Below are 12,008 nucleotides of genomic sequence, written 5' to 3'. Positions count from 1 at the left end.
GATGTAAACAATGAGCCCGATCAGTGAAGCCGAAGCCATCGTGATGGAGGTGCTGTGGCAGCAGTCGCCGCGCAGCGCAGACGATGTGGTCGCCGCGCTGGCCCACCGCGACTGGGCCGAGCCGACCATCAAGACCCTGCTCAACCGCCTGCTGACCAAGGGCGCCATTGCCGCCGAACGCGACGGCCGTCGCTACCTGTACCTGCCCCTGCTGCAACGCCAGGCGTGGGTGGACACGCAGAGCCAGGACTTCATTGGCCGCGTGTTCGATGGCCGCGTGGCGCCGCTGGTGGCCCACTTCAGCGAGCGCGGGCAGCTGACCGCACAGGACATTGCCGAACTGAAGAAGCTGATCCAGGAGATGGACGATGAATGAGCTGCTCGATGGACTGTGGCAGGCCAGCCTGGGGCTGGCGTTGGGCGTGCTGCTGCTGGCGGCCGTGCGGCCCGTGCTGGTAACGCTGGGCGGTGCGGAACTGGCCTATCGCAGCTGGTGGTTGTTGCCGCTGCTGTTGCTGGCCCTGCTGCTGCCCGTGCCGGCATTGCCGGTGCTGCAGCACGTGCCCACGCTGCCATTCAAAGTGGTGCCGGGCACCGTGGAAGGGCCTGCCGCGCAGGTGTTGCTGTGGCCGTGGCTGCTGGCCGTGGCCTGGGGGCTGGGCGCCGGCCTGCAGCTGCTGCGCGCGCTGCGTGCGCAACGCCGTTTCGAGCGGACGCTGGGCCCACTGCAGGCGCGTGCCGATGGCAGCTGGCAGGCCAGCGCCGACCCCGGCCTGCCCGCGCTGGTGGGGCTGTGGCGGCCGCGCATCGTGGTTGGCCCGCACTTCGACCAGCAGTTCGATGCCCACGAGCAGGCCCTTATCCTGCTGCACGAACGCAGCCATCGCCGCAATGGCGACCACTGGGCCAATGGGGCCCTGCTGCTGGCGCGCACGGTGTTCTGGTTCCACCCGTTGCTGCCCTGGGCCGCGCGCCGTTTCCTGCGCGACCAGGAACTGGCCTGCGACGCACGTACCGTTGCCGCACAGCCCTCGCAGCGCCGTCTCTACGCCAGCACGCTGCTGAAGGCGCAGCTGGTCCACCCGGTTGCGCCGATGGCCTGCCATTGGCGCAGCCAACCCGTGTTGAAGGAGCGTATCGCCATGTTGAAGCAGTCGAAGCGGAAGGCATTGCCGAAGTTGTCGGGCCAGCTGTTGCTGGTGGGTCTGTGCATGGGTGGGGCGGCGTTGGCGTGGGCCAGCCAGGGGGCCGCTGGTGTAGAGCGCGGCGCGGCAGCGGGCGCGGGCAATCGCGATATCCAGATCGACAAGATGCCCCCGCCCAGCTATCCGCGCTCGGCGTTTGAAAACGGCCAGACCGGCGTGGTCACGCTGCGCCTGGAGGTGGATGCACAGGGCCAGCTGACCGATGTGCGGATCCTCAGCGCCACCAATCCAGGCGTGTTCGACGAGGTATCCAAGGCCGCCGCGCGCAGCTGGACCTACCGTCCGGCACTGAAGAACGGCGTGCCCGTGGCGGCCGCGGTGAAGGTGCCGATCACCTTCGCCATGGATGACGATGATTCCGAAGGTGGCCGGAAGTGAGAGGCATGCCGCTGTGCCTGCTGGCCGCGTTGCTGGCCGGTTGCGCCAGCCATGAACGCCTGACCACGGTCGATACGCGCAACGAGAGCGTCGGCCACCAGCGCCTGCAGCCCGATGCGGCCGGTGGTGCAGGGCAGGTCCAGCCGTACACGCTGGCCGCCAGCGAGGGCTACCGGATGCCGCAGTTGTATGCGGCACCGGACCCGGTGGTGGGCGAGCGCGATCCACGCACCGCGTTGCCGCCAACCACGGTCTGCCTGCAGGTTGTGGTGGACGCGCAGGGCGGGGTTGAACGCAGCATGCCGCTGACCGACCGCACGGAATGCAGCGCGGGTGCGGCGACGGAGAATGCCCCGCTGCTGCAGGCCGCGCAGGACGCGGTCGCGCAGTGGAAGTATTCCTCGGCGGCGGTCTGCCGTTTCGCGCCCGGGAAGGTGCCCAAGGACCGCAGCGACTGCCAGGGCGCCGACAGCATCGAACCGGTGGCGGTCACCCTGCAGTACGCCTTCACTTTCGAAATCGTGAAGGGCCAGCACGTGGTGCGCACGCAGGGCAGGTAAAGGTAGCGCCGGGCCACGCCCGGCGGTTTTCCACCGCTGTCGTCAGGCTCCGCCAACGATGTTGGCCTTTACCGCCGGCTGCATCAGCTTCGGTTCGGCCAGGGTGGCATCGCGTGCCTGCCGCACGCTGACAAACGCGGCTTCATCCACGCCGTCGTGCACGTGGATGTTGTGCGCACGCTGCGCGCCGATGGTGGTTTCATTGGCGATCGCGCGGCCACCCGGGCCGTAGTCGTGGCAGACGAACACGCGGGTGGCATCGGGCAGCGCAAGCAGGCGCTGGATGGAGCGGTACAGCTGCGCCGCGTCACCGCCCGGGAAATCACAGCGGGCGGTGCCGCCATCGGGCATGAACAGCGAGTCGCCGGTGAACAGCGCATCGCCGATCAGGTAGGCGATGCTGTCGCCGGTGTGGCCCGGCACCGCGATGATGCGGCCCTGCAGCGTGCCCAGCGCGAAGGTTTCGCCATCGCTGAACAGATGGTCGAAGTGCGCGTGCTGCGCCGGTAAGTCCAGGCCGTAGCGCGGCGCGAAGGTGGCCTGCACCGCGCGGATGCCTTCGCCGATGGCCAGCGTGGCCTGCGGGAACCGCGCCTTCAACCGGCGCCCGGCCGACACGTGGTCGGCGTGGGCGTGGGTTTCCAGCAGCCAGCGCAGCTGCAGGCCCTGCTGTTCGATGGCCTGCAGCAGCGGGCGCACGGGCGCGTCGCTGCTGGCGTCGGTGTCCGGGTCGTAATCCAGGACCGGATCGATCAACGCCGCCTCGCCACTGGCCGGATCACTGACCAGATAGCTGAAGGTATTGCTGTCACGGTGGAAGAAGGATTGGACCTGGACCGACATGGAACCTCCTCAGCGTGTGCCCAGCACGCGGTTCAGCAGCTGGGCAAGGTTTTCACCGGCCAGCCGCAGCTGCGCCTCGGCCACCGGGCGGTAGCGCGCGGTGTATTCATCGCCGATCTTGCGCGAAGCGGGGTAGACGCCGGGTTGCACCGAGATGCGGCAGCTGGCTTCGGCCCAGCGCTGCGGATCGCGCTGCGGGTTGGACTGGCGCGCCAGCTTCGGCGCCGGCAGTGCGCGCAGCACCGGCAGGTAGCCGCTGTCATCCAGCTTGCGGGTATTGAGCATGCCGCTGTCCCACAGCGAATGCAGGTTGGTACCGCGGTTGCCGAACTGCAGCTGGAAATCGTTGCCGCCCTTGTCGTGGCCGTAGCCGGCGTGCATCGGCTGGTGCACGTCACCCACCATGTGCACCACGAACTTCAGCGCCTGCAGGCGCTCGCCATCAGTCAGCTGGCGGTCGCCAAGGATCGCGCTCTGCGCCTTCAGGGCTTCCACGATGCAGTTGCCGTTACTGCAGTGCTTGGGGGCTTCGTAATGGCAGCCGTCTTCGGCGATGTTGACGTAGTGCCAGCCGGCAGAGCGGCGGCCCAGGCCGGGGTCCTTGGCGCGCAGCTGGTCGGCCCAGGGCGCGATGCTGGCCAGGGTGGCGCCGGGTTCGGTGGCCAGCAGGCGGTCCACTTCGGCACGGGCCGTGGGGTTCAGGCGGGTTTCGGCCACCTCGGCCACCAGGCGGTGGCCTTGCGCGCCCCAGGCATGGGCGGGCGCGGACAGAGTCAGCAGGGCCGGGGCGAGCGCGGCGGCGAGGAACAGGGAGTGCAGGGCTTTCATCCGCCCATTCTAGCGGCGCGGCAGGGACAGGGAATTGACGCAACGCGGCGCGTCGGCGGCGACCCGCTGCCGACGCCGCGTTGATCCGCGTGTCGCTAGGCTGGCGCGGCCACGCATGGGGACGGCGATGACCAGCACCGACAGGCGCGTTACGGCTGTACCGATCGACGAATCCGGGTTTGCCGCCGCCTTCGATGCGCAGGTGCTGTGGCGCATGCGCTGGGCCTGCGCCGTGGCGGCCTGCTTCTCGCTGCTGTTCATTGCGCTGGACCAGCAATGGTTGCCGCCCGACATCGGCGCCTTGGTGCTGCGCTGGCGGCTGGGCGTGCTGCTGCCGGCATTGCTGGTGGGCGTGGTGATGACCTATCTGCCGGCCTGGCGCCGCCACCAGCAGTACATCGGCGGGGCCATGGTGCTGTGCAGCGGGTTGGCGCTGGTGGCCATGGTGTGGACCGCGCACCACGCCGAAACCGGTTACCCCTACGAAGGCGTCAGCCTGTTCCTGCTGTTCAACTATTTCCTGTGCGGATTGCGCTTCAGGGTGGCCACGTTCAACGGCACGGTCATCAGCGCCGCCTTCGTGCTGGCCGAAGTGAACGTGCTGCCCGCGGGGCCGGCCCTGGCCGAGGCGTTGATGTTCGTGCTGGCCACGCACGTGGCCGGCATGGTGGGGTGCTACATCTCCGAGCGCCAGGCACGTGCCACCTTCATTGCCGAGCAGCGGCTGGACGCGCTGGCCAACCACGACGGCCTGACCGGCCTGCTGAACCGCCGCGCCTTCGACCGTCGTGCACGGCAGATCTTCCAGCGCTACCTGCGCACGCCGCACCCACGTGGCGCGCTGCGCATCGCCATGATCGACATCGATTACTTCAAGCGCTACAACGACCACCACGGGCACCCCGCCGGCGACACCGTGCTGCACGCGGTGGCCGCGGCGTTGTCTGCGCAGCTGCATGACAGGGATTCGGTGGTGGCGCGCTATGGTGGCGAAGAGTTCGTGGCGCTGGGCCATTGGCAGCCGGGCCAGCCGCAGTCGGCGCCGTTCGAACAGTTGCGCCAGCAGGTGCAGGCGCTGGCGATCGCCCATGCCGATTCCGATGCCGCCTCGGTGGTCAGCGTCAGCATCGGCGTGGCGCGCTGGCATGACGACGGCGGCGACACCCTCGAACAGGCGCTGGGCAGGGCCGACCAGGCGCTCTACCGCGCCAAGGCCGCCGGCCGCAACCGGGTGGAAGTGGCCGCGGACCAATGAAATCCAATGTCCACTCAACTCATGCGCGCGGATATTGACTTCGCTGGCACGCGCGCGGAAATGGGAAGGGCGGGGCGGGTGGATTGCTCGGGACCGCAGGCGCCATGGATGGGCCTACGAGCCTATCATGGAGGACCTTTGGGGTGTCCCCAGGCACCACCCCGCCCCACCCAAATAAAAAAACCCCCGCCCACACACCCGGCCAACACAAGCCATGGATGGCGCCTACGAGCCTACATGGACGTACTTGCGGCGTGTCCCGAGCAATCCACCCGCCCCGCCCAATAAAAAAAGCCCCGGCACACACACCGGGGCAACATGCTGCGAGCGTTTGTGGTTTAGAACTTGAAGACGTACGACACGCCGTACACCAGCGGATCGATGTTCACCGTGCCGATCTTCTCGCCGTCCAGCTTCACCTTGCTGTCGATGTCGATCCAGCGCATGTCCACGCGCAGGGCGCCCTTTTCGCCAATGGCGAAGTCCACGCCGGCATGCGCGGCCAGGCCCCAGGAATCTTCCAGCTTCAGCTTGCTGCCCGCCAGCGCGCCGGTGGTGTCCTCGCTGAAGAAGGTGGTGTAGTTCAGGCCGGCACCCACGAACGGGGACACCTTGCCTGTGCTGTTGAAGTGGTACTGCAGGGTGACCACTGGCGGCAGCTGCTTGCTGCTGCCCACCCGGCCCAGGCCAGTGATGTTGATGTCGTGCTTGAACGGCAGCGCGGCCAGCACTTCAATGCCCAGGTTGTCGGCAATGAAGTATTCGCCGGTAATGGTCGGCTTCACGTCATTGTCCACGTCCACCTTCAGGGTGCCGCCGGCCAGCGAGCCGTTGTTGGACTTCGGTGCGACCTGGTGGACGCCGGCCGAAACGGTCCAGTCGCCCTTGGACTGCGCCATGGCCGGGGCAGCAGCCAGCGACAGGGCGGTGGCCAGGCTGGCCAGGATCAGGGGGGAAGGCGTGCGCATGGGGGTGTTCTCGTTGCGGGGTTGATGGGGCCAGTGTCGGCCTCACGCCGCGCTAACGCTTTGATCCGGATCAAATCCCCCCGGCGGCCCCTGCCAGCATGGGGTCTGGCCCACGGTGGTCAGGCCCGGTTTGCTAGACTTGGGGGCCCTATCCATCCCGCCGCACCCGTCGCGGCCGCAGGAGCTTGAGAACATGGCAATCAAGGTTGGTATCAACGGTTTCGGTCGCATCGGTCGCAACGTCCTGCGCTCGGCGGTGCTGAACTTCGGCGACGACATCGAAATCGTGGCCATCAACGATCTGCTGGAGCCGGACTACCTGGCGTACATGCTCAAGTACGACTCCGTGCACGGCCGCTTCAAGGCCGACGTGGCCGTGCAGGGCAACGACCTGCTGGTGAACGGCAAGAAGATCCGCCTGACCCAGGAACGCGATCCGGCCAACCTGAAGTGGGACGAAGTCGGCGCCGACGTGGTGCTGGAAGCCACCGGCCTGTTCCTGACCAAGGAAACCGCGCAGAAGCACATCGATGCGGGCGCGAAGAAGGTGATCATGTCGGCCCCGTCCAAGGACGACACGCCGATGTTCGTGTTCGGCGTGAACGACAAGACCTACGCCGGCCAGGCCATCATTTCCAACGCGTCGTGCACCACCAACTGCCTGGCCCCGCTGGCCAAGGTCATCAACGACAAGTGGGGCATCAAGCGTGGCCTGATGACCACCGTGCACGCGGCAACCGCCACCCAGAAGACCGTTGACGGCCCGTCCAACAAGGACTGGCGCGGCGGCCGTGGCATCCTGGAAAACATCATTCCCTCGTCCACCGGTGCGGCCAAGGCCGTGGGCGTGGTCATTCCGGAACTGAACAAGAAGCTGACCGGCATGAGCTTCCGCGTGCCGACTTCGGACGTGTCGGTGGTCGATCTGACCGTCGAGCTGGAAAAGGAAGCCACCTACGCCGAGATCTGCGCCGAAGTGAAGGCACAGAGCGAAGGCGCGCTGAAGGGCATCCTGGGCTACACCGAAGACAAGGTGGTGGCCACCGATTTCGTCGGTGAGACCCACACCTCGGTGTTCGATGCCGACGCCGGCATCGCCCTGGACGGCACCTTCGTCAAGCTCGTGTCGTGGTACGACAACGAGTGGGGCTATTCCAACAAGTGCCTGGAAATGGCCAAGGTCGTCGCGGCCAAGTAAGGCCTGCGAAGATCGCCGCACGAACCCCGGCCTGGCCGGGGTTCGTCGTTTATGGGGTCCGGGCATGCCGTAGCATGGGCGGGGTCGACCGCTGCCGTTGGGGCGCGGGTGCGGAGGAAAGACACGCAATGGAAGCCTTGATCGTTCTGGCGGTACTGGCCCTGCTGGCCGTTCCGCTGCTGCTGGTGGTGGCTCTGGTGATGATTGCCGGGCTGCGCCGCCGCGTGGCGGCACTGGAACAGGCCGTGGCTGCGGCGCCCGCGGTGTCGCCTGCGGCCCCGGCGGAGGTCGCGCCCGTTGCCGTGCCGGTGCGCGCACCTGCGGCCGATCTGACCGGGCCGGTGCCCGCGCCGGCGCCCGCGCCTGTGGTCGCTGCCACGGCCGCGCCCCTGCCGCCGCCACGCAGGCCCGCACCGCCGCCGCCGCTGCCCCCTGAACCCGTGCTGCCGCCACTGCCGGCCGAGCCTGCGCTGCCGAACGTCATCGAGCGTGCTGCCGCCGCCGTCAAACGCTGGTTCACCGAAGGCAACGTGCCGGTGAAGATCGGCATGCTGGTGCTGCTGGCCGGCGTTGCCGCGCTGCTGAAATACGTCAGCGACCAGGGCTGGCTGGTGGTGCCGATCGAACTGCGCCTGGCCGGCATTACCGTGGCCGCGCTGGGCCTGCTGGGCTTCGGCTGGCAGCAGCGCGAGCGCCGCCGCATGTTCGCGCTGGCACTGCAGGGCGGGGCGATCGGCGTACTGCTGCTGACCGTGTTCGCCGCATTCAAGCGCTATGAACTGCTCAACGCGGGCTTTGCCTTCGGCAGCTCCATCGCCCTGGTGGCCGGGCTGTGCGTGCTGGCCGTGCTGCAGAATTCGCGCACGCTGGCGGTGCTGGGCATCCTGGCCGGCTTCATGGCGCCGCTGTGGCTGTCCACCGGCAGCGGCAACCACGTGGGCTTGTTCAGCTACTACGCGGTACTCAATGCCGGCATCTTCGCCATTGCCTGGTTCCGGCCCTGGCGTGCACTGAACCTGCTTGGCTTCGCTTTCACCTTCGGCATCGGCACGTTCTGGGGTGTGCTGCAGTACCGGCCGGAGCAGTTCGCCAGTACCGAACCGTTCCTGCTGCTGTTCTTCGCCTTCTACCTGCTGATTCCGCTGCTGTACGCGCGGCGACAGCCGGCGGCGCGGCGTGATCTGGTCGATGGCAGCCTGGTGTTCGGCACCCCGCTGGTGGCGTTCTCGCTGCAGGCTGGCATGCTGCACACCCAGCCGATGACCCTGGCCCTGTGTGCGCTGGGCCTGGCGGCGATCTATGCGGTGCTGGCCCGCGCGCTGCTGGCGCGTGCGTCGTACACGGTGCTGGCGCAGTCCCATGCGGTGCTCGCGGTGGGCTTTGCCACGCTGGCGGTGCCGCTGGCGCTGTCGGCGCGTGCCACCGGCGCGGTATTCGCGCTGGAAGGGGCGGGCCTGGCCTGGCTGGGCCTGCGCCAGCAGCGTTGGCTGCCGCAGGTGGCCGGCGCGCTGCTGCAGCTGGGCGCGGCCTTTGCCTTCGTGGTGGGTGCCGATTACTGGCACGACGACGGCCGCTTCCTGTTGAACCCCACGGCCATTGGCGCGCTGCTGCTGGCGCTGGCCGGGTTTGCCTCGGCATGGAGCTACCAGCAGCGCAGCCGCCATGACGTCGCCCTTGTCTACTACCTGTGGGGCCTGCTGTGGTGGTTTGGCGGGTTTGCCCATGACATCGCGCGCTTCCTGCCGCTGCTGTCGCAGGCCGATGCGCTGCTGGTGCTGGTGGCCGTGACCGGCTGGCTGGCCGCCGAACTGCAGCACCGCCGCCCCGCGCGCGCGCTGGCGCTGACCGCGTTGGGCACGCTGGCGTTGGCCTTCCCGGTGGCGCTGTGGCAGAACGATGCCCATGCCCAGCCGTTCGCCGGTTACGGTGCGCTGGCCTGGGCGGTGTTCGCGGTGCTGGGCGTGCGTACCCTGCTGTGCCTGCGCCGCAGCAACGGCTGGGTGGCCAGCATCGCGCAGTTCCTGTGGCTGCTGCTGTGGCCCTGCCTGCTGTCCCTGCTGGCCCTGTGGGCCGGCGATGCGGCCGCGCTGGCGCAGGGCTGGACCACCTTGCTGGTCACCCTGCCGTGGCTGCTGCTGGCGGCGCTGTCGCTGTGGCGCTGGATGGCGGTGAGCTGGCCGCTGGGCGAGCGCTTTGCCGCCGCACGCGCGCCGTTGCAGACCACGCTGTTCGCGGCGCTGGCCCTGGCCTGGCTGGCCGCGCTGCTGCAGCCGGGCGATGCCGCACCGTTGGCCTGGCTGCCTGTGCTGAACCCGGCCGAGCTGACCCAATGGCTGGCACTGCTGCTGGGGGCTTGCTGGCTGTACAGCGCCGAAGGGCCGATCGAACTGCGCAGGCTGCGGGTTCCGCTGCTGGCCGTGGTCGGCTTCGTCACGCTTACCAGCACCGTGCTGCACGCCGTGCATCACTGGGGCGGCCTGCCGTGGAATGCCAGCATGGCCCGTTCCAGCCTGGCCCAGACCAGCCTGACCGTGCTGTGGAGCGTGCTCGGCGTGATCGCCTGGGTGTGGGGCTCCAAGCGTGGCCAGCGCGTGCTGTGGATGGTGGGCGCGGTGCTGATGGGCGTGGTGCTGGCCAAGCTGGTGCTGATCGACCGCCAGCACCTGGGCAACCTGCTGGGCATCGCATCGTTCATTGCCTACGGCCTGCTGTGCACGGTCGTGGGCTATCTGGCGCCGGCCCCGCCGGCGGCGCCAACCGTGGAGGAAAACGCATGAAAACCTGGAGCGCGGTGGTCCTGCCGCTGCTGATGGCCGTCACCGGCAGCGTTGCCGCACAGGCAACCGACTACCGCCAGCACTATGCCGAGCAATGGCCGTTGAGCCTGTCCAGCGCCCAGTCCGGTGCCTACCGGGTGGTGCTGGAGCCGGCCATCTACCGCCGCGCGGGAACGGCCGACCTGGCCGACCTGCAGGTGTTCAACGCCGCCGGCCAGGCACTGCCGTCGGCGCTGCTGGCGCCGGACCAGCCACTGGCGCAGGCACCGGTGCAGCGCGAGCTGCCCTGGTTCGCGCTGCCGCCGCTGGCCGACGCACAGCGCAACGATCTGCAGTTGCTGACCGAGCGCGACACCGATGGCCGCGTGCGTCGGGTGGAAGCCCGCGTGGGCGCCAGCGCGGCCGCGAACGGGCAGGGCGGCTGGCTGGTCGATGCCAGCGTGCTGGGCCAGCAGCCGCTGGCGGCGCTGGTGCTGGACTGGGCCGACAGCGGCCAGCCGCTGCAGGCGCAGGTACAGGTCGATGCCAGCGACGATCTGCAGCACTGGCGCGCGGTTGCCCGTGACGTGCCGCTGGTGGACCTGCAGCGCGCCGGCAAGCGTCTGCTGCAGCGTCGCCTGCAGATCGATGGCACCACCCGCTACCTGCGCATCCTGCCGCAGGGCAGTGCCGCACTGCCGGCGCTGCGCAGCGTGCTGGCCGAACTGCCGCCGGCACCGGCCACCGTACCGTGGGAATGGGTACCGCTGCAGCCGCGCACGCAGGGCAAGGGCGAATTCACCTTTGAGCTGGATGGCCGTTTCCCGGTGTCGCGCGCCGATGTGGCCAGCACCGGCAACAGCCTGGTGCAGTGGACTCTCTACAGCCGCGACGATGCCGATGCCGAATGGCAGCGCCGCAGTGCGCCGTGGATCGCCTACCAGTTGCAGCAGGGCGCGGCGGGCCAGCGCCAGCAGTCGGCCTCGCAGCCGCTGGCGGGCACGTACCGCGATCGTTACTGGAAACTGGTGGCCGATCCCGCGCAGACCGGCGGTACGCCGACGCTGCGCCTGGGCTACCAGCCCGAAGTGATGGTGTTCCTGAGTCAGGGGGCTGCGCCGTATGCGCTGGCGGTGGGCAGCGCCACCGCGCGTCGGGCCGAAGCACCGATCACCGTGTTGATCGAAGAGCTGCGGCAGCGCAACGACCCGTCGTGGCAGCCGACGCTGGCGCGGCTGGAAGGCGGCCCGGAGACGCTGGCCGGCGATGCGGCGTTGAGGCCGCAGCGCGACTGGAAGGCGTGGTTGTTGTGGGCGCTGCTGGGATTGGGCGTGTTGGTAGTGGCTGGCTTGGCGGTCAGCCTGCTGCGGCAGAAGCCTGCGCCTTCGGCGTAGGTTCCCGCGAACGGCGCAGCCCCTCGTGGGTGGGCGCAAAACGCGATTCATGCGCTTGGCCGGGCGGGTGGGCTGGGCAGGGGACGCCGCAAGTACGTCCCTGTAGGCTTGGCCGCGGCATCCATGCCGCGGACACCCCTGCCCAACCCACCCGCCCGGCCTCTGACAGTTTCCGTGTGCGTCCACCCACGGAAAAGAAAAAAGAAAATCAAAAGCGGGTCGCGCGCTGCGCGCACTCGCTGCGGGGTCGGATCCGTTTTCCGCAGGAAAACGGCTCTGACCCCTTCTTTCCCCAACCGACATCAGAAACCGCTCTTGCTTCGGCCGTTGCCGTCCGCTCCGCCCATGAACCTGTCGAGGCCGGGGCGGTGTGGGCTGGCAGGGGTGTCCGCGGCATGGATGCCGCGGCCAAGCCCCCATGGTGAAGTGACCCCCTGAAGTTGGACAGGTGGGGGATCAGGCGGCCAGCGCGGCCTGCTCCCGGTACTTTACCGGGCTCAAGCCCTTTAATTTCAGGCGGATACGATTCTCGTTGTAGTAACGGATGTACAACGGCCTTGACCGATGTGGAGGTGTTACAGGCCTCCTTGGCGACCTGCAATTTGAAACAAACCTCATATCTA

The 12,008-nt window shown here is 68.5% G+C and carries 10 protein-coding genes and 1 pseudogene; 7 read left to right on the top strand and 4 right to left on the bottom strand.

Annotation, left to right across the window (positions count from 1 at the left end; translation table 11 throughout):
- Positions 1-10 precede the first annotated feature (10 nt).
- From C1922_RS17555 to C1922_RS17545, 3 genes are read left to right on the top strand one after another with little or no spacing between them, the layout of a single operon-like run.
- Positions 11-376, top strand: a complete 366-nt coding sequence (locus C1922_RS17555) for a BlaI/MecI/CopY family transcriptional regulator (protein WP_108750944.1) — start codon at positions 11-13, stop codon at positions 374-376.
- A complete protein-coding gene (locus C1922_RS17550; protein ID WP_108750943.1) occupies positions 369-1,583 on the top strand; it encodes a TonB family protein in 1,215 nt (404 codons plus the stop codon). The genes C1922_RS17555 and C1922_RS17550 overlap by 8 nt, the downstream gene beginning before the upstream one ends.
- The gene (locus tag C1922_RS17545; protein WP_108750942.1) at positions 1,580-2,143 is read left to right on the top strand and encodes a hypothetical protein; all 564 of its coding nucleotides are present in this window, start codon (positions 1,580-1,582) and stop codon (positions 2,141-2,143) included. The genes C1922_RS17550 and C1922_RS17545 overlap by 4 nt, the downstream gene beginning before the upstream one ends.
- A gap of 42 nt (positions 2,144-2,185) precedes the next feature.
- On the opposite strand, the gene C1922_RS17540 is transcribed toward C1922_RS17545, so the two are convergent.
- Together C1922_RS17540 and C1922_RS17535 are read right to left on the bottom strand one after the other, a co-directional pair.
- A complete protein-coding gene (locus C1922_RS17540; RefSeq protein ID WP_108750941.1) occupies positions 2,186-2,986 on the bottom strand; it encodes an MBL fold metallo-hydrolase in 801 nt (266 codons plus the stop codon).
- Positions 2,987-2,995: 9 nt separating this feature from the next.
- Positions 2,996-3,814 (bottom strand): S1/P1 nuclease, encoded by an 819-nt coding sequence (locus tag C1922_RS17535; protein ID WP_108750940.1) that lies wholly within the window; start codon positions 3,812-3,814, stop codon positions 2,996-2,998.
- 127 nt (positions 3,815-3,941) lie between these two features.
- Between C1922_RS17535 and C1922_RS17530 the strand changes: the two genes are divergently transcribed.
- On the top strand, positions 3,942-5,069 hold the full coding sequence (locus C1922_RS17530; protein ID WP_159092020.1) for a diguanylate cyclase: 1,128 nt from the start codon (positions 3,942-3,944) through the stop codon (positions 5,067-5,069).
- Positions 5,070-5,407: 338 nt separating this feature from the next.
- On the opposite strand, the gene C1922_RS17525 is transcribed toward C1922_RS17530, so the two are convergent.
- Positions 5,408-6,037 (bottom strand): OmpW family outer membrane protein, encoded by a 630-nt coding sequence (locus tag C1922_RS17525; RefSeq protein ID WP_108750938.1) that lies wholly within the window; start codon positions 6,035-6,037, stop codon positions 5,408-5,410.
- Between the two features lie 193 nt (positions 6,038-6,230).
- Here C1922_RS17525 and gap point away from each other — a divergent pair, with 193 nt between their 5' ends.
- From gap to C1922_RS17510, 3 genes are all read left to right on the top strand, one after another.
- The gene (gene gap, locus C1922_RS17520; protein WP_019660012.1) at positions 6,231-7,235 is read left to right on the top strand and encodes a type I glyceraldehyde-3-phosphate dehydrogenase; all 1,005 of its coding nucleotides are present in this window, start codon (positions 6,231-6,233) and stop codon (positions 7,233-7,235) included.
- A 128-nt stretch (positions 7,236-7,363) separates the two neighbouring features.
- Entirely contained in the window at positions 7,364-10,012 is a 2,649-nt protein-coding gene (locus tag C1922_RS17515) for a DUF2339 domain-containing protein (RefSeq protein WP_108750937.1), read from the top strand.
- The gene (locus C1922_RS17510) at positions 10,009-11,385 is read left to right on the top strand and encodes a DUF3999 domain-containing protein (RefSeq protein WP_108750936.1); all 1,377 of its coding nucleotides are present in this window, start codon (positions 10,009-10,011) and stop codon (positions 11,383-11,385) included. Before C1922_RS17515 ends, C1922_RS17510 begins: the two co-directional genes overlap by 4 nt.
- A 456-nt stretch (positions 11,386-11,841) precedes the next feature.
- Here C1922_RS17510 and C1922_RS17505 read toward each other — a convergent pair.
- Positions 11,842-11,934, bottom strand: a pseudogene (locus tag C1922_RS17505) (IS3 family transposase); the annotation flags it as partial.
- Positions 11,935-12,008: the final 74 nt, after the last annotated feature.

The sequence above is a fragment of the Stenotrophomonas sp. ZAC14D2_NAIMI4_7 genome (assembly GCF_003086675.1).
Lineage (GTDB): Bacteria > Pseudomonadota > Gammaproteobacteria > Xanthomonadales > Xanthomonadaceae > Stenotrophomonas.
The sequence above is the reverse complement of the archived record's forward strand: the minus strand, read 5'-3'. Positions and strand labels throughout refer to the sequence as shown.

What these genes read in the sequence shown, in the direction of transcription:
- C1922_RS17555 (WP_108750944.1), top strand. Translation starts at nt 11, where the DNA reads ATGAGCCCGATCAGTGAAGCCGAAGCCATCGTGATGGAGGTGCTGTGG.
- C1922_RS17550 (WP_108750943.1), top strand. Translation starts at nt 369, where the DNA reads ATGAATGAGCTGCTCGATGGACTGTGGCAGGCCAGCCTGGGGCTGGCG.
- C1922_RS17540 (WP_108750941.1), bottom strand. Translation starts at nt 2,986, where the DNA reads ATGTCGGTCCAGGTCCAATCCTTCTTCCACCGTGACAGCAATACCTTC.
- C1922_RS17535 (WP_108750940.1), bottom strand. Translation starts at nt 3,814, where the DNA reads ATGAAAGCCCTGCACTCCCTGTTCCTCGCCGCCGCGCTCGCCCCGGCC.
- C1922_RS17530 (WP_159092020.1), top strand. Translation starts at nt 3,942, where the DNA reads ATGACCAGCACCGACAGGCGCGTTACGGCTGTACCGATCGACGAATCC.
- C1922_RS17525 (WP_108750938.1), bottom strand. Translation starts at nt 6,037, where the DNA reads ATGCGCACGCCTTCCCCCCTGATCCTGGCCAGCCTGGCCACCGCCCTG.
- gap (WP_019660012.1), top strand. Translation starts at nt 6,231, where the DNA reads ATGGCAATCAAGGTTGGTATCAACGGTTTCGGTCGCATCGGTCGCAAC.
- C1922_RS17515 (WP_108750937.1), top strand. Translation starts at nt 7,364, where the DNA reads ATGGAAGCCTTGATCGTTCTGGCGGTACTGGCCCTGCTGGCCGTTCCG.
- C1922_RS17510 (WP_108750936.1), top strand. Translation starts at nt 10,009, where the DNA reads ATGAAAACCTGGAGCGCGGTGGTCCTGCCGCTGCTGATGGCCGTCACC.